The sequence below is a fragment of the Acidocella sp. genome, from assembly GCF_050253495.1.
In the GTDB taxonomy this organism is placed as follows: Bacteria; Pseudomonadota; Alphaproteobacteria; order Acetobacterales; family Acetobacteraceae; genus Acidocella.
In genome coordinates this window covers 40,945-57,574 of sequence record NZ_JBFWIX010000021.1, presented here as the reverse complement: position 1 = coordinate 57,574, position 16,630 = coordinate 40,945, and the positions used below count along the sequence as shown (strand labels likewise).

Genomic DNA, 16,630 nt, shown 5'->3' with positions numbered 1-16,630 from the left:
CCGATCTGCCCTGTCTCAGCGCCTTGCGCGCCCGACGACGCCGCTCGGGACGGAAAATGATTGTCCTGCGGTCGGATTCAGGCGAAACTCACGTCAGACGGCATGCCACTTGGGGAATGTATGTTCATGATCCTGCTCGATATGATCCGGGTCGGCCCAGGGCAGGCTATCCAGGGGTAGACGCAGGCCGATGGGACTGTCGCCAGGAATCAGGAAAAGCAGATCGTCCTTGAAGAACCAATGGCCGGATTGCCAGCGGCGCTGGCCATCCATGATCACACGGCGCAGCGGCAGCACCGAACCGACATTGGCCGCCAGCCCCTGGCCAAAGACCTTGGCCAGCCGCGCGCGCTCCAGCGGATCGCGCAATTTGGCGTCTTCGGAGGCCACATTGGCGGGGAGACGTTTCTCCCGCCAGAGATAATAATGAATATCCTCATGCGCGGCACGGACCAAACCGGGGTCCACCTGTAGCCGTTCGGCCAGGGCCTGGGCGAACAGCGCGGTGTCGTCGGCGGTGGCATTGTCGACATCGTCGTCGGAGGCCAGCAGTGAAGGTTCTTGCCAGACCGGTTCACCATCCGCGCGCCAATGGGCATGAATGGCCCAGCGGGGCAATTGCTCGCCAGGATAATGCTTACCCATATTATAGGTGAGCGCCGCCCCCTTGCCCCAAAGCGGCGTGAGCTTGCGGATCAGCCGCCCGGCATAAGCGCGCTTGGTGGGGCCAAGCGCGTCGATGTTCCACTCCGCCCCCTCATGATCGGTGGCGGAGACGAAAGTGGGCTCGCCGCCCATGGTCAGACGGACATCGTGCTGAAGCAAGGCCCTGTCCACCCGGGCTCCACGGGCCAGAATATCCTGCCATTGCTTCTCGGTATAAGGCTTGGTGACGCGCGGTGTTTCGGAAATCCGATGGACTTCCATATGAAAATCGAACTCGGCTTCGGTACCGTCTTCCGCCGTGAAACCGCCCGAGATGGGGGCGGCTGATTGCGGAGAAGGCGTGGCGGCGAGCGGGATATGCCCCTCGCCGGCGAACAGGCCAGAAGTCGCGTCCAGTCCGACCCAGCCGGCGCCGGGCAGATAGACCTCCGCCCAGGCATGCAGGTCCGTGAAATCCGCTTCCGGCCCAGCGGCGCCGCCATCCACGGGCTTTTGGTCGGCGGTCAGCTGAATGAGATAACCGGAAACAAACCGCGCCGCATAACCAAGATGACGGAGCAAATTCACCAGCAGCCAGCCGGAATCGCGGCAGGACCCCTTGGCAAGGCTCAGCGTTTCCTCGGGCGTGTAAACACCCGGCTCCATGCGCACCACATAAAAAATCCGCTCATGCACGATGCGGTTGATCTCGACCAGCATGTCCACCGTACGGGGCTGTTCGCCGGCGAACTCGGCTTTGATTTCCTCGACCAAGCCCGACAGCAAGGGGCCGGGCGTATTGAGGACGCGGAAAGGCGCCAACTCGTCGGCCAGCACGGGATCGTAGGCGAAAGGATAGGTTTCGGCCTCCGGTTCCAGAAAGAAATCAAACGGGTTGATCGTGGCCATGTCGGCCACAAGATCGACGACGACCTCGAAGCTGGTGACACGCTCGGGAAACACCACGCGGGCCAGATAATTTCCCTGCGGGTCCTGCTGCCAGTTGAGAAAATGCGGTTTAGGCGAAATTTGCAAAGCGTAGGAAATAATAGGGGTGCGCGCATAGGGTGCTGGGCGCAGGCGGATGGTTTGCGGGCCCAAGGCCACCGGGCGGTCATATTTATAGGAGGTGCGGTGCGTGATGGCGGCGTGAATGGACATGCAGACTCCTTGACTACACTTTACCGCCAGCATGCGCAGGCCGGTTTCGCAACGCAATAGCAACCAGAGCAGAAAGCGCGCATGACATTGGCGTGATTGCCAGGGCATGCGCATAGTGCGAGCATCAAGCGGGCAAAATGCTTCTGGGAGGGCATCGCATGCGCCAGGCGGCGCCGGAATCCAAGGCATGACCGCAAGCAAGGCGGTCTTCTTCACGGCGGACAACACCTACCTGCCCCTGGCCTGGACCGCGGCGCGAACGGTGGCGAGCGAAGCAGAGCGCGACTTCGATGTCTGGCTTCTGGTGCCCGAGGATCTGGCGCGAACGACGCCACCACCAGGCGCACGGCTCTTGCCCATCAACCTGCCCGGCACATTGCTCACGGCTGGTGGTCCATCTCATATGTCCGCTTTCGCCTATGCACGGCTAGCCGCGCCCACGCTGTGGCTGCGCGATTATGAGCGGCTGCTCTACATAGATTCGGATACGCGAATCATCGGCCCGTTAGCCCCTTTGTTCAGGCTGGAGATGGGCGAGACCCTGGCCGCGATGGTCGAGGATTGCGGGCGCTATCTGGGGGCCGCCGCCGGGCGGGAAGATTGGAACGATTATCGGCGCCAGATCGGCCTGCCCATTGAAGGCCCTTATTTCAATAGCGGCGTGATCCTGATGAACGCCTCACTCTGGCGAAGGGAATTACTATGGGAACGCGCCAGCGCCTTCATCGCCAGACACGGTTCGGTTTTGCGCTTCATGGACCAGGACGCGCTGAATGTGCTGGCCGCCAAACGGGTGCTGGAACTCTCCCCGCGTTGGAATTTTTGTACCCATTATATGGGGCTGGGGCTGGAAGAGACGATCAACCCTCATATTCTGCATTATCTGAACGTGCTGAAGCCCTGGCGCGACCCGGAATGGGCAACGCTCTATGGGCAGGCGGATATGCGGGCCTTTGCCGAGTTGTTCAAGGATACGCCCTGGCCGGACTTCATGCATCCCAGCCTATGTTCCATGCTGCCCTGGCGGCGGCGCGCCGCGCTGCGCGCGGCACGAAAGGCCCGGCATGTTCCAGAAGCTGCATTGGTCGGGCATATCGCCAATTTCTCAGGCATGGCGCCACGTCTCTGGCGGGATGTCCGCGCCGGTTTCGCCGACGGCGCGGCGCGTTATGCGGATCTGTCAGCGCAAGACGCCAGAGCTTGGCGGGCGGCGATGGGCTAGCTGTTCAGCCCCGGATGCTTGGCCAACAAATCTGGCGCAGGCGGCTGTCCGGGGTAGGCTTCCCTTTGATTGCTACCCCTCGACCCTCACCAGCACATGCTGTTTCTTGCCCACCGAGAGCTTTTGTTCAGGTTTAGGGGCAATCATCAACGCTTCGTCCATGATCACCACATCGTCCAGACGCGCGCCGCCGCCACGGATCAAGCGGCGCGCCTCGCCATTGGACGCGGCGAGCCCGGCTTTCACAAACAAGGCAAAAGCCGGCATTCCCTCACCGAATTCCTCTGCCGCGAGGCTCACGCTGGGCAGCCCCCCATCGGCGATCCCTTCAGTGAATAGTTTGCGGGCGGTCTCGGCGGCCTCCTCGGCCGCGGCCCGGCCATGAGCCAGGCTCGTTGCCTCCGTCGCCAGGACAATCTTGGCCTGATTGATCTCGGTTCCATCCAGCGTCTCCAGCCGGGCGATTTCATCCAGGGAAACATCCGTGAACAGACGCAGAAAGCGGCCAACATCAGCGTCTTCCGTATTCCGCCAGAACTGCCAGTAATGATAAGGGCTCAACTTCTCGGCTGAAAGCCAGACGGCACCCGCCGCGCTCTTGCCCATCTTCTGGCCCGAGGCCGTGGTGATGAGCGGGGTGGTAAGGCCGAATACGGATTTCTGATCTGTCCGGCGCACAAGCTCGATCCCGGAGACAATATTGCCCCATTGGTCGGAACCTCCCATCTGCAACACCACGTTCTGGCGCCGGCTCAACTCCCGGAAATCATAGCTTTGAAGAATGGAATAATTGAATTCCAGAAAGGTGAGCCCTTGCTCCCGATCCAGGCGGGATTTCACCGAATCAAAGGAGAGCATGCGGTTGACGGAGAAATGCACCCCCACCTCGCGCAGCAGCCCGATATAAGACAGATTATCCAGCCAGTCCGCGTTATTGACCAAGATGGCATCTCGCGGTCCGGCGCCAAAATCCAGAAAAGCTTCCAGATTCTTACGAATGCCGATCAGGTTCTTGGCGATTTGCTCGTCGGAGAGAAGCTGCCGGGCTTCCTCACGGAAGGACGGATCGCCGATGCGGGTGGTGCCCCCCCCCATCAACGCCACCGGGCGGTGGCCATGGCGCTGGAACAGACGCAGCAGCATGATCGGAATCATATGGCCGACATGCAGGCTGTCGGCCGTGAGGTCGAACCCGGCATAGCCGGCGATCATGCCGTTTGCGCAGGCTTGGTCGAGCGCTGCTTCATCGGTGCACTGGAAAATATAGCCGCGGGCCTTCGCCTCGGCCAAAAACGCGCTTTTCGCCATGGTTCTACTCCTGTGCCGGGGCGGGTAGCACAGGAGGCCGGGCGGGCAAAGCCGTGCGCAGCAAGGCGGCCAGGACGATAAGCGGGGTTAGTTCACGCTCGGTGGCGATCGAAACGACGAGGCACAGACCAGGCCAGAGGAACAAGGCGGCATCCAGCAACCCTATGCGCCACCCACGCTGGCGGGCGGAGTCCGCGAGCATGAGCGAGAAACCGACCATGCCGTAAGCAAAACCGTAAGGCGAAGCCAGCAAGGAGAGATAAACCACCAGTTCCACGAAATTGGCGCGTCGCCGCAAAACATACAAGGCGGCGACGGATAAGGCGATGACAGCCGCCTGGATGAACCGTGCCAGCTCCACCCCCGCCCCGAAACCGCGCGCCATCCAGAAGCTGGAAACGCCCCAGCCCTGGTAGGTATGCGGATCGAAGGGACGATTGAGCATGGTGGCTATTTCCGCATGATCCTCCGCCAGAAAGGCACGCCAGGGAGCCGTGCCAAACCAGGCGGTGGCGAGAAGGCACAACCCCAACGCCGCCAGGACGAAAAACAATAGCCCTCGCCATTGGCGCCGGACCATCAGGGCGAATGGCACCAGAATTCCCACCTGGGGCTTCATGGCGAGAATCCCCAGGAGAAGACCGCCAGCAGCCTGACGATTCCGGTTGGCCAAAACCAACCCGCAGACCAGGCAAGCGCCGCAGATTACGCCGATCTGACCGATCTCCGTGCCAAAAAGCGCCGCGGGGCTGAACAGAGCGGCCAGAATGACCGGCCAGGAAAACCGTGCGACGCGCAGCAGGATCGCAGCCAGCAATAATTGGCCGAACATCCAAACGAAGGCCGCCTGCTCGAACGGCAAAAAGGAAATGCCTCCCATCAGCGGTAGCATCGTCGGCGGATACAGAAAATGCTCAATATACCCATGGGTGTTGAGCATCGACGCGGCAATGACGCCAAAGCGCGCATGGTCGTACAAGACCGAGAACGCCCCCGCGCGCGCGAGAATCCCCGCCGGCCAGAATACACCGAAATCGCATTCAGGCGTGTGGCAGGGTAGGTCGTCGCCGATCGGTGCTCCCGTCAGATAAGCAAGGCGCGGCGCCATATGCAGGGCAAAGGCAAATAGCAGCCCCCCCCAGAAGGCAAGCAGCAAGAGGGTTCCGCCGAGCCTGTCGATCAAGCGGGCATAAGCGAGGAATCTCGCTCTCATGCATGACCTCGAATCAAGGAAAACTCTGGTGACGCGCCGGGCCGGCGCGTCACGCGCCAAAGCGAAAGCAAGACAATAACCGGCGTGAAGAGCAAACCGGTGCGTTCCGATATGACCGGGCATAGCATTGGCCAGATCCAGAACAACACATCCAGCCCGCCCAACCGCCAGTTCCGCCGCCAAGCCGACAATGCCAGAACCGCGGACCAAGCCACCATATCGTCCGTATAGCCATAAGGCGTTGCCAGAAGCGAGAGAATGACCGTAACCCCAACCCGCGCTTCCGCGGCAAGACCATGGTGACGCCATGTCAGCCAGGTTCCCAACAGAGCCGCCAGGCTACAGCAGGCCTGCAACCAATATGAAAGGCTCAAGCCTCCGCCGAAACTGCGGACCATCCAGAACACGGAAACGCCGAATTTTTCTGAATTATGGCCATTGAAGGCCAGTTGCAAAACCTCGTGTGAAACGCGAAGCCCCCGCGTCAAATAAATATGCCAGACTTGCAGGCCAAAAAGACCAGCCGAACATAACAGAAGCACCCCGACCACCAGGGCGCAGGCCAGCATGAAGCGCCAGCTCCGGCAAGCAAACATCGCCACGGGTGTCAGAAGCGCATATTGAGGTTTGCAAAGCAGTATGCCGAGCACCGCGCCACCTTGCCATTTTTCTCGCGCCAGACAGAATAATCCGAAAATCAGGCAGGATCCCATTATAATGCCGAACTGACCCAACTCCAGATTCCATAATGCCGCTGGGCTCATCAGCACCATTGCAACGACAGGCCACACCAACCCAGCCTTGCGAAGCAACCAGACCGAGGCAGCCAGGAAGCAAATGTTCCACACCCAGAAAGCAAGCTCAAATGGTAGAAAGGAGATAACCGCCACTGGCAATAAGGCAACCGGTGGATAATACCAGCGAATCATTTCCGCATCCGGTGAAAAGATGCGATGCAAAAAGCCCAGAAAGGCCTGTGGGTCGAACAGCACGCTGAATTGCCCCGCCCGCGCCAATAACCCCGCAGCCCAAAACCCTGAAAAATCGCATTGAGGGCTACCGCAAGGGCGGTCATTGACGGACATGCCAGCGAGCCCCAGATGATCGAGTCTTGGCAGCATGATCCCTAAAAACTGCATGAACACCGCCCCCCATAGCCACAGCAATATGCCCAGGCACAGAAGGTGATAGGCGGTCTTCAGCCAATCGCGCAGGCATGTCAGCATGTCTTGCGTTCCGCCACCGCCAGCTTTGCTTCAAACCAGATTGGCAATATCAGCGACATGCCAGCTAGCCCCCAAAGACAAACCGGCAATTCACGCACAAAATCGGCATGCTGAATTTCCAGTACCCAGCCAAACAACAGCAGCAAGCCGCAGATCAAGGGAGGAAACCAAACTTTTGCCGGACGTGGCAACGCCGCGAGAGAACGCACGACGAGAACCAACGGCATCGCTCCCAGCCAGTCAATGGCATAATGTTCGCCAAAGCCAAGCGTCGCAACGAAAATGAAAAACATATACGAGATCCCGACAAGCCTGTGCCAAAGGGGCGAATCGCGCAGCGCCAACACACAAAGAATCGCCCAACTCGCATGCAAGGATGGAAACGTGTTGCGGATCGACGACGCCGGCGCCACGACCGCGTGGAGCGGTAAAGCCATGGCCGATGGTAAGGCGGAGGGAAAAGCACCGCCAAAAAAGAAAGCCGGGGCCAAGGCGGGCACCATGCAGAAAAATGGAAACACCAAGAAAGAGGAAAGCAGTAATTCAAGCGGCAAGGTCGAGGCGGCCTTACGCGTATGGAAAGCTTCCGAAAATATCGCGGGAATAGCGAAGACCAAGTTGTATTTATAAAGCACCAAAATAAGCTGGTACAGCTGTGGATGATTGCCGAGCAAAACAGCCAGATGGTAAAAGATATTCAGATTCAATATATAATCGAAACGGAATAGAACGGGATCATATACGTAAGGCAGATACCTCACGGCGGTATCCAGCAGCGACCAGGCAATGATGGCGCCAACAAACAAACAGGCAACGCTCGTCAAACAGGAGCAGACGATCCGATAAGGGCGTCCCCATTTATGAACCCTCTGGGCAACGATCCAAAAGCAAACCCCGCACAGAAAAATGGCAGGAAACCCCTTGAATGCATCTTTCCACTCCGTGGTGGCGAAAGTGACCGCCAACAAAGAGAACGAAGCCGCGCAAAGCAGGGCCAGCACAAGCCATTGCCCAGCCACCCGCAAACGAGGTGAGGCCGCCACGGCGAGAATGGCGACACTTTCCATCGCCAATACTTCTCCCGGATGCAGAACCACGGGCAACAAGCCTCGCAGGGCCAGGATTTCACTGATCGCGAAGGCAATCGCCGCCGTGCAGTTGGTTAGCCAATTGCGGCTCAGGAAAGCCGCCGTGTCCGTATATCCGCTCATTGGCCCGCCTGCTCCTCGATTCATCCTGGATTGCCTGTCGCCTCTTGCACTAAAACATTAATTTCATGAAACAAGACCGTTACGGAGCACTTCCTTGCAATCGGCCGCAAGGCGTTTCAATGCTCTGCCATGTCGAAGAACTTCCTGAAGGCCATCGGGCTGATGTCCGGCACATCGCTGGACGGGGTGGACGCCGCCTGGATCGAGACGGACGGCGAAAGCATCCGCGGCTTCGGCCCCGCCGCCACGGTTCTGTACGATGCAGAGTTGCGCGCGGCTCTTCGCCAGCTTCTGGAACAGGCCCCAACCCTGAATCCGGACGACCCCTTGCTGCGCCGTATCGAGGGGCAGCTAACCCGGGAACACGCCTTGGCGGTGGCAATGCTGGGCCGCAACGCGGATATCATAGGGTTTCATGGCCAGACCATCCTGCACGCGCCGGAAGCCCGCCGAACCTGGCAGATCGGCGATCCCGCTCTTCTGGCCCGTCTCACCCACCTGCCCGTGATCTATGATTTCCGGTCCGCGGACATGGCGGCTGGCGGTCAGGCCGCCCCTCTGGTGCCACTGTTTCACGCGGCGCTGGCGAAAAGCCTGGAAAAACCCCTGCTGATCGTGAATATCGGCGGGGTGGCCAACGCCACTTGGCTGGGGCCCGAGGGAGAGATTCTCGCCTGCGATACGGGGCCCGGCAACGGCCCCTTGGATGATCTGGCGCAAAAACATCTGGGCCAACCTTATGATAAGGATGGTGCCTTGGCCTCTTCAGGCCAGGCATGCTCCACCCGGCTCGAACAATTGCTGGCTCATCCCTTCTTCAGGCTGCCCGCGCCTAAATCGCTAGACCGCTTGAGTTTTTCGACCCTCATCGCTCAGGCGACGGAAAATTTACCTCCCGAGGTGGCCGCCGCGACCTTGGCCGCCTTCATTTGCGCGGCCATTGCCCAAGCGCCTTGGCCACTGCCGCCAAAACAGGTTCTGGTAACCGGTGGCGGACGGCACAACAAAGCGCTGATGCATGGCCTGACCATGCAATTTGCCGGACCGGTCAGACCCGTGGAGGCGGTGGGCTGGAATGGCGATGCGCTGGAAGCGCAATGCTTCGCGTTTCTGGCGGTTCGCTCCTGGCGCGGCTTGCCTCTCTCTCTTCCCACCACAACGGGCGTGCCCACACCGCAAACCGGCGGGCGGCTTTACGGAACAATTTTGTAAAGAGTCCAGCCATCCTTGTTATGGGCCAGCGCTTTTAGCCATGGCGGCACCACGCCCTCATTCAGGGCGTCCCATAAGGTGCTGCGGGGCAGATCCGCCACCAGCAAGAAACGCCCCGCGGTGGAACAGAACAGCACATAATGCGCATCGGTCCGCGCAACGGCCGCCGGTTCACGCAAGCCGGGGCTGGCACGCCACGCGGCGCGATCCTTCATGAACCCGGCGATCCCATGATGATATAACGATCCGACCGTGAAGATATGGCTGCGATACAGCAATTCCGGCGTATCCTGCGGCAGGGCCAACACCACCTGCCCCGCCGCCGGCGCCAGCAATGGAGCGATATTGTGTAAAGCGCAGGATGGATAGGCCTTGCCCATGCCGACGGTTGGCGTGGCGGCGTGCGCATTGGCGCGCGCCGCCAGAAACGGTCCTAGCAAAATCAGGCACAATAACGCCATGCGCTTGAATAAAGCCTGGCTACCGCCCGTCCCCTCGATCCAGCTGAGAGCCACCGGCAACAAGGCCGCCGCGAAAATGGCGGATAGCGAGGTGAACAGCAAATAGCCTGCCCCCAGCCCCAGGGCGACGGCGGCGCACAGCGCGACATAAGCCCAGGCAAGCGGCACGCGCGGTGCCGTACCCAGCAGGTCGATGTCAGCGTCGGCGTGGAACGGCGCGCGCGGAGCCCGCCACTCCCTCCAGGCACGGGTCATCGCGTAGAAAACAGCCCATGCTCCCGGCAGCAGAAAGACAATCAACTCCAACCCACGCGGAGGCATCTGTTCAAGAATATTGGAGAAAAAGACCTTGGCCTCGGCGGGGGGCAGCAGACCGGCCGGCCCTTCCACCACACCAGGGAAAACCAACATCCAGCCTAGCAGGGGCAACCCCATCACCAGCAGCCCCAGCGGCCCGCGCCAGCGCGCATGCCGTGCCTGCTGCACACGCAGCAGCAAGGTCGCGCTGGCCAGCAGAATCAATCCTAGCGCGAGATAAACATAGGAAAGCCTATCGATCTCCGGAACACCGTAGCCACCCGCCGGCGGGTCGACGAACAACCCTGCCCCGAGCACGTCGAAACAGCCCGCTCCCGTGGCCAGCAACACCACCGCGTTACGGGCATAAAGCCAGCGCAACGCCAGCGCTCCATAGGCCATCAGCACAAAAGGCATCGTCTCGGGCGTCATCCAGATGGCGAAACCGCCGCAAACCCCCGCCAGAAAGCCGTACCAGACATTGTCGCGCACGGCACGCAGCACGCATCCCGCGGTCAGTGTGATGAGCGCCAGCAGCGCCACATGATAATGCACCACGCCCGGCAAAGCGATGCTGGCGATGGCGGGCAAGAGTGCGGAGGCGGCGGCGGCGGACCATAAATGCCGACGCAGGGCCATGGGCTCCACCGCCCAAGCCAGGGAGACGCCAAGCCACCCCACGCCGAGCGGCCCTAGCGCCACGCCGGCGGCAAACAAAGCCCTGTGCCAACCAAGAAACGGCGCCATTGGCGCGGCCAAGAGCCAAATAATCATATCCAGCAAGCGGGACCATTCCACCATCACGCCATGGCCGGACTGATCGCCGGCCACAATGGTGACAAGATGCCCCGCATGCACCCCTTGCTCGATCCGCAGCAGGCGCATGTAGGAATCGGGGTCCTGCAAATTTCCCGCCAGCACATGGGGCCATTGAGGCAGCCCAAGCAGGATATTCAGTCCCGCCGCCAGCAGAAATAGCAGCGGATAGATCAACTGGACTGTGCCCGGAACCCCGCCACACCGTTCTCGACGGCGGTGACATATCGCGGCGCGAACTGGCTGGAATCAGACAGGCCGCAGCTATGGGCGATGATCTCGACCTCGTCGCGCATCTTCAAGGCGTAACGCGACACACGCACGGCCTTGTCGGTCGGGTCGAGCCCATTGATCAAGCGCGGCTCGGCGGCGGTCACGCCAGTGGGGCAATGGCCGGAGCCGCATTTCATCGCCTGGATACAGCCCAGGGAAAACATGAAGCCCCGCGCGGAGGAAACAAAATCCGCTCCCATGCACAATGCCCAGGCCACCTTGTCGGGGGTGATCAGCTTGCCGGAGGCAATGATGCGAATGCGCTGCTGCAACCCGTGCTCATAACGCATCGCCGCGACATAGGGCAGCGCCTGGGTGATCGGCAGCCCGACATAATCAGCCAGCGCTTCCGGCGCCGCGCCGGTGCCGCCCTCGCCACCATCGATCTGCACATAGTCGGGACAATGCTCAGGGTGCGCCGCGCAATCGCCAAACCATTCATCCAGGAAAGCCGGATCGCCGAGTACGAACTTCACGCCCACGGGCTTGCCCGTGATGCGGCGGACACGATCGACGAAAGCCCCCAGTTCCTGAACACCGCCAATGTCGCGGTGACGGTTTGGGGAAACAGAATCCTGCCCCACGGCAATGCCACGGATCTTGGCGATCTCGGGCGTTACCTTGTTTCCCGGCAAAATACCGCCCTTGCCCGGTTTCGCGCCTTGCGCGAGCTTCACCTCGAACATTTTCACCTGCGGCTTGGCGGCGATCTCGCGCAGCTTCGCCTCGGAAAGATTTCCCTCCTCGTCGCGCACGCCATATTTGGCGGTACCGATCTGCATGACGATGTCCGCGCCACCTTCCAGGTGGAAGCTGCTCAGCCCCCCCTCGCCCGTGCTCATCCAGACTCCCGCCAGCTTCGCCCCGCGCGAAAGCGCCGTGACCGCCGTATGGCTGAGCGCACCGTAGGACATACCGGAAATGTTGAAAAAACTGTGCGCGGCATATGGATGCTCGCAAGCACCTGGCCCATCGGCAATGCCGATCAGCTTGCCGGGGTAGGATTTCTTGTCCTCATCCAAAACCGGAAAAGCCGCGTTGCGAAACACAAACACGGGCACGGCCTCAGAACCGAAACTGATGAAATTGGAAACCCCCTTGGCGGATCTGTAGACCCAACTGCGCTCAAGGCGGTTGAAGGGACGCTCCACCCAGTCCGAGAGATATTGATACTGACGCATATATTCGCCCCAGGTTTCGGCAAAATAGCGAAAATGTCCGATAACCGGGAAATTGCGCAGCACGGTGTGGCGGGTCTGCAGCTTGTCGTGAATGAAAAGGCCAACCAGCCCCAGGATAATCAATAATCCCACAATGGCCCACAGGGTCATGCTCATGCTCCTCCCATTCCTGCGGCCTTGTCATTGGCCGCGATGATTGTCATCTGTTTTGACCCGGCAGCCAGATCGTGAACACCGTGCCCTGGCCTGGATCGCTGTCAATGATCAGACGGCCGCGATGGCGGTTGACCACGTGCTTCACGATTGCGAGCCCCAGCCCGGTACCGCCGATGGCCCGCGAGCGGCCTTTATCCACCCTGTAGAAACGCTCTGTCAGGCGTGGAATATGCTCGCGCGGAATCCCGATTCCATCGTCGGCCACGCTCAGCGCCACCCCACCAGGGGGAAAGCGCGTATCGGCGACCGCCGTGGCGTTCAACCTGATGACCCCGCCCGGCTTGCCGTACTTCAGGGCATTGTCCAGCAGGTTGGTAAAAACCTGGGTCAACTGATCGGCATCGGCGGGAACTTGAGGCAAGGCATCAGGAGCCTCCATGACGAGCGTCGTACCTTGCGCCTTGAGCATGGGCTCCATTCCCGCCGCGATCCGCTCCAATAACGGCGGCAGATGCAGGAGATCTTTCGGAGGGGAATGCTCGGAGATCTCGATCTTTGACAGAGAGAGCAAATCGCCGATGAGATTCTGCATGCGCGCGGCCTGCTCAGCCATGATGGACAAAAATTTTTGCTGCGCCTCGGGGTCGTCCGCCGCCGGCCCCCGCAAGGTCTCGATGAACCCGATCAGGCTGGCCAGAGGGGTCCGCAGCTCATGGCTGGAATTGGCGATGAAGTCGGCCCGCATCTTTTCAAGGGCCCTCTCGCGGGTCCGGTCGCTCACCAGCATGTAGAGCGGGCCGCCGACCGGGATCATCGTGATTTCCAGATCCCGCTTCATCGGCACCGCCAGCACGATTTCACGCCGTACCGGCTTGCCGCCGGAGAGAACCTCGGCCAGCGCGGCGCGAATATCGGGGTGGCGAAGCAAAGCCGCTGTTTCAGTGCCAAAAGCGATCAGCGCGCTGTCATTGCGCCAGAGCACACGGCCATCGGCGTCGAGCTTCATCAACGGATCCGGCAAACGCTCCACCAGCGCCCGGTCCTCCGCCGCATTGGCGACATGGCGACCGCGCAGCAGCCGCTCGGCATGGATCAGCCGCAAGGCCTCGGCGCCCAGGTCGCTCATGCCCGGCACCATCAGGTGCCTGTCCACGGGCAGAGCCTCCGGCGCGGTGCGCAAGGCCCGGACCAGGCGCGTCATCACCATGATGTCGCGCCCCAGCAAAAGGGCGAACCCCACGGCGACAAGGCTGCACACCGCCCATGCGGCCAGCGCCACGGGCGGGCGAAGCTCTCCCAGAAAGGTCAGCAGCGCGAATACAACGCTCGGCACCGCCGCCAGAGCCAGAAACAGCGCGAAGGCGGCTGGCCCAGCTCTCTCCCAGCTTGCTTCCTCTGTATCAGCCATGGTCCGCCCTTAGGGGTGGCTGAAACTGGTCGGCGCGGGTGAGGTAATGGCGGGCTGGCCCTGCGCGATGGAGAACACGGCCAGCCCACGCTTCACCGTTCCATCCGGCTGGAGCACCAGCAGGCCGTCTGTGCCGGTGAAGCCCGCAGGCGAGGTCAGAACCTGGGTGGTATAACCACCGGAGGTGGCGGCGAGCTTCGCCAATGCCGCGGCATCGAAGGCGATATCCGCGATCGCGGGTGGCGCGCTGCCGTAAGCGGCGGTGTATTTGGCATCGAAGGCTGAAGACGCCTCTGGGTCCGGTGCCGCGTACATGGCCCCGATCAGAGAGGATTGGCTGGCCATGGCGGGGGCGATGTTCGCCCACAGGCTCGGCCCGAGCAACTGCACCTGCGGCTGCATCACGCCATAATAAGGCAGAAAATTGGCCAGTTCCGCCAGGGTGGTGCCATCCGTCGCGCCGATAAAGAGCGCATTGAAGCTGGGGGGCGCCACTTGCTGGCGCTGCAATTCATGCGCCTTGGCCCGGCCGGCCGCCGTGCCCAAATCCCTGGCGGCCTTGATTGCCGCCATCAGCCGCTGGCCACGCCCATCCCAATCGGAGACTTGCCGCACAGCCTGATTCACGCTGGAAAAACTCTGATCGTAATAAACGATCGTCGGCGCCGGTTCGCTCAGGGCCGCCGCCTCATGCTGGAGTGCATCGGCGAGATGGCGGCCAAAATCCGTATCCGGCAGCAAGCCGGCAAGCTGGGTACGCCCGGCATCCGCCGCTGCCTGCACCACACGCTGCACCTGCTGCACCGGGGTAATGCCCAACGGCCAGACACCCGGTTGGGCGACAGTGCTGTCATTGGTGAAAGGCAGCATGTTGACCCCGGCCTGCTTGGCCACGGGGGTCACGGCCTTGGCATCCGCCGCCGTCAACGGGCCGAGGATGATGCCATCCCCCGCGGCGAGACCCGCCTTCGCGGCGGCCACGGCGCCTGCTGGCGTGCCACCTGTGTCACGAACATCGAGGGAGGGAGACCCGCCGGAAACGAAGGCTAGCTTCGCGGCGTTTTCCAGAGCCTGTCCCACCGGCGCGAGAGAACCGGAGAGCGGCACCAGCAGCAGCACATTGCCGCTTGTCTTGCCCGCATTGCCGGCCCCCGCGCTTCCGGCCCCCAGCATGCCCGACAGCATGGTGCTGCCTGGAATCTGCGGGGCTTGACCAGCACAGCTCGCCAGGGCCAGCGTGGCGCCAAGGAGTACGAATGAACGAAGATACGGCACAAGGCGCAATGCAAGATCCTCCATCGGGAGCGCCGCCCGGGGAACAAACCGGAGCGGCCCTGCCCGCCCTTGTGCTGGTTTCCACGCCAATCGGCAACCTCCAAGATCTGTCAGAGCGGGCCAAGACCGTCCTGTCCGGAGTCGACGCCATTCTTTGCGAAGACACGCGCACCAGCGCGGTGCTGCTGCGCGCCCATGGAATCGCCAGACGCTGCGTGGCCCTGCACGAACATAACGAGGAAGCCTCCCTGCCCAAGCTGATCGCGGCCATGCGGCAGGGGCAGCGTTTTGCCTTGATCTCGGATGCAGGCACCCCCTTGGTCTCCGATCCCGGCTACAGGCTGGCGCGCGCGGCCATCGCGGAAGGGCTGAGCGTGTCCGGTGTGCCAGGAGCGAATGCCGCGATCCTGGCATTGACCCTGTCCGGTCTGCCGCCACAACCCTTTCTATTCAATGGCTTTCCGCCCCCCAAGGCAGGCCCCAGGCGGGCCCTCCTGGCTAAATTGCGCGGCGCCGAACTGGCGGGGCTTGCCACCACCCATATTTTTTATGAAGCACCGCACCGTCTGGCGGCCTTTTTAGAGGATGCCGCCACGGTCCTCGGCGCGCGTCCCGCGGCGATATGCCGGGAACTGACCAAGCATTTCGAGGAAGTTCGCCGGGGGGAACTGGACGAGCTGGCCGCGCATTATGCCAATGAGAGCGCGCGCGGGGAGATCGTGGTGGTGATCGGCCCGGCTGAAGAGACACGGGCCGACACCGAGTCGCTAGACGAAACGCTGCGGGTGGCTCTGCGCGCGATGAGCGTGAAGGATGCCGCCGCATCCGTGGCCACGGCAACAGGCTTGCCAAAAAAGCAAGTCTACAAACGTGCCCTGGAACTGGCGGGCGGCGATTAAGGGTAAAGCCGCCCTGTCTCCCAGCCGCCCTGGGATGTCAGCTTGTAGGTCAGCCGGTCATGCAGCCTGAAATCGATCCCCTGCCAAAATTCGAAATAGTCAGGCTTCAACCGCCAGCCTGACCAGAAATCTGGCCTGGGCACGGCCTTGCCCGCGAAACGAGCTTCCATCTCCCGCAGCCGCTCTTCGAACATGGCGCGCGAAGCCAACGGGCGGGACTGCTCCGAGGCCCAGGCGCCGAGCTGGGAAATGCGCGGGCGGGTGGCGAAATATTCATCTGCCTGCGTGGAATCCACAGGCGCGACCTGACCTTCGATACGGATCTGACGTTGCAGGCTCTTCCAGTGGAACAGCAGCGCCACATTGGGATTGGCGGCCATTTCCTGGGCCTTGCGCGAGCCGAGATTGCCATAGAAGACATATCCCCGCTCATCCCAGGATTTAAGCAGCAAAATACGCGCGGCGGGACGCCCGCCCTCACTCACGGTCGCCACCGTCATGGCGTTGGGGTCATTGGGTTCGGTACGTCCGGCTTCCTCGAACCAGGCACCGAACTGGCGAAAAGGATCCTCGCTCATGTGACTTCGCGCTCCTTGAATTTTGCGAGCCTTGATTGCTGCCCATACTCTATGCCACCACCCAAGCCCCAAGACGATAGCAGCACGG

The 16,630-nt window shown here is 61.5% G+C and carries 12 protein-coding genes and 1 pseudogene; 3 read left to right on the top strand and 10 right to left on the bottom strand.

Going from position 1 to position 16,630, the window contains the following annotated elements:
• Positions 1-123: 123 nt before the first annotated feature.
• Positions 124-1,806: pseudogene (locus AB7D48_RS14100) on the bottom strand (transglutaminase family protein); the annotation flags it as partial.
• Between the two features lie 187 nt (positions 1,807-1,993).
• Here AB7D48_RS14100 and AB7D48_RS14095 point away from each other — a divergent pair.
• Positions 1,994-3,028: a glycosyltransferase family 8 protein gene (locus AB7D48_RS14095; RefSeq protein WP_427980306.1), complete on the top strand. Its 1,035-nt coding sequence runs from the start codon at positions 1,994-1,996 to the stop codon at positions 3,026-3,028.
• Between the two features lie 72 nt (positions 3,029-3,100).
• Here AB7D48_RS14095 and tyrS read toward each other — a convergent pair whose 3' ends face one another.
• From tyrS to AB7D48_RS14075, 4 genes are read right to left on the bottom strand one after another with little or no spacing between them, the layout of a single operon-like run.
• Positions 3,101-4,336: a tyrosine--tRNA ligase gene (gene tyrS / locus AB7D48_RS14090; RefSeq protein WP_427980303.1), complete on the bottom strand. Its 1,236-nt coding sequence runs from the start codon at positions 4,334-4,336 to the stop codon at positions 3,101-3,103.
• Positions 4,337-4,340: 4 nt separating this feature from the next.
• Positions 4,341-5,549, bottom strand: coding sequence for a glycosyltransferase family 87 protein (locus tag AB7D48_RS14085; RefSeq protein ID WP_427980301.1), 1,209 nt, complete (start codon positions 5,547-5,549; stop codon positions 4,341-4,343).
• Positions 5,546-6,775: a glycosyltransferase family 87 protein gene (locus AB7D48_RS14080; RefSeq protein WP_427980298.1), complete on the bottom strand. Its 1,230-nt coding sequence runs from the start codon at positions 6,773-6,775 to the stop codon at positions 5,546-5,548. Before AB7D48_RS14080 ends, AB7D48_RS14085 begins: the two co-directional genes overlap by 4 nt.
• Positions 6,769-7,872, bottom strand: a complete 1,104-nt coding sequence (locus AB7D48_RS14075; protein WP_427980297.1) for a phosphatase PAP2 family protein — start codon at positions 7,870-7,872, stop codon at positions 6,769-6,771. The genes AB7D48_RS14080 and AB7D48_RS14075 overlap by 7 nt, the downstream gene beginning before the upstream one ends.
• Before the next feature lie 258 nt (positions 7,873-8,130).
• On the opposite strand from AB7D48_RS14075, the gene AB7D48_RS14070 reads away from it, so the two are divergent.
• Positions 8,131-9,198, top strand: coding sequence for an anhydro-N-acetylmuramic acid kinase (locus AB7D48_RS14070; RefSeq protein WP_427980311.1), 1,068 nt, complete (start codon positions 8,131-8,133; stop codon positions 9,196-9,198).
• Here the strand turns inward: AB7D48_RS14070 and AB7D48_RS14065 are convergent.
• From AB7D48_RS14065 to AB7D48_RS14050, 4 genes are read right to left on the bottom strand one after another with little or no spacing between them, the layout of a single operon-like run.
• Positions 9,180-10,949 carry a hypothetical protein gene (locus AB7D48_RS14065; RefSeq protein WP_427980295.1) on the bottom strand — a complete coding sequence of 590 codons (1,770 nt, stop codon included), beginning with the start codon at positions 10,947-10,949 and terminating at the stop codon, positions 9,180-9,182. The genes AB7D48_RS14070 and AB7D48_RS14065 overlap by 19 nt on opposite strands.
• Positions 10,946-12,382 (bottom strand): FMN-binding glutamate synthase family protein, encoded by a 1,437-nt coding sequence (locus AB7D48_RS14060; RefSeq protein ID WP_427980292.1) that lies wholly within the window; start codon positions 12,380-12,382, stop codon positions 10,946-10,948. The genes AB7D48_RS14065 and AB7D48_RS14060 overlap by 4 nt, the downstream gene beginning before the upstream one ends.
• Positions 12,383-12,425: 43 nt before the next feature.
• Positions 12,426-13,790 carry an ATP-binding protein gene (locus AB7D48_RS14055; protein ID WP_427980290.1) on the bottom strand — a complete coding sequence of 455 codons (1,365 nt, stop codon included), beginning with the start codon at positions 13,788-13,790 and terminating at the stop codon, positions 12,426-12,428.
• A gap of 9 nt (positions 13,791-13,799) precedes the next feature.
• Positions 13,800-15,065, bottom strand: a complete 1,266-nt coding sequence (locus tag AB7D48_RS14050) for a penicillin-binding protein activator (RefSeq protein ID WP_427980287.1) — start codon at positions 15,063-15,065, stop codon at positions 13,800-13,802.
• Here AB7D48_RS14050 and rsmI point away from each other — a divergent pair.
• On the top strand, positions 15,047-15,964 hold the full coding sequence (gene rsmI, locus AB7D48_RS14045) for a 16S rRNA (cytidine(1402)-2'-O)-methyltransferase (protein ID WP_427980284.1): 918 nt from the start codon (positions 15,047-15,049) through the stop codon (positions 15,962-15,964). The genes AB7D48_RS14050 and rsmI overlap by 19 nt on opposite strands.
• Here rsmI and pdxH read toward each other — a convergent pair.
• Positions 15,961-16,542 carry a pyridoxamine 5'-phosphate oxidase gene (pdxH, locus tag AB7D48_RS14040; RefSeq protein WP_427980282.1) on the bottom strand — a complete coding sequence of 194 codons (582 nt, stop codon included), beginning with the start codon at positions 16,540-16,542 and terminating at the stop codon, positions 15,961-15,963. The genes rsmI and pdxH overlap by 4 nt on opposite strands.
• Positions 16,543-16,630: the final 88 nt, after the last annotated feature.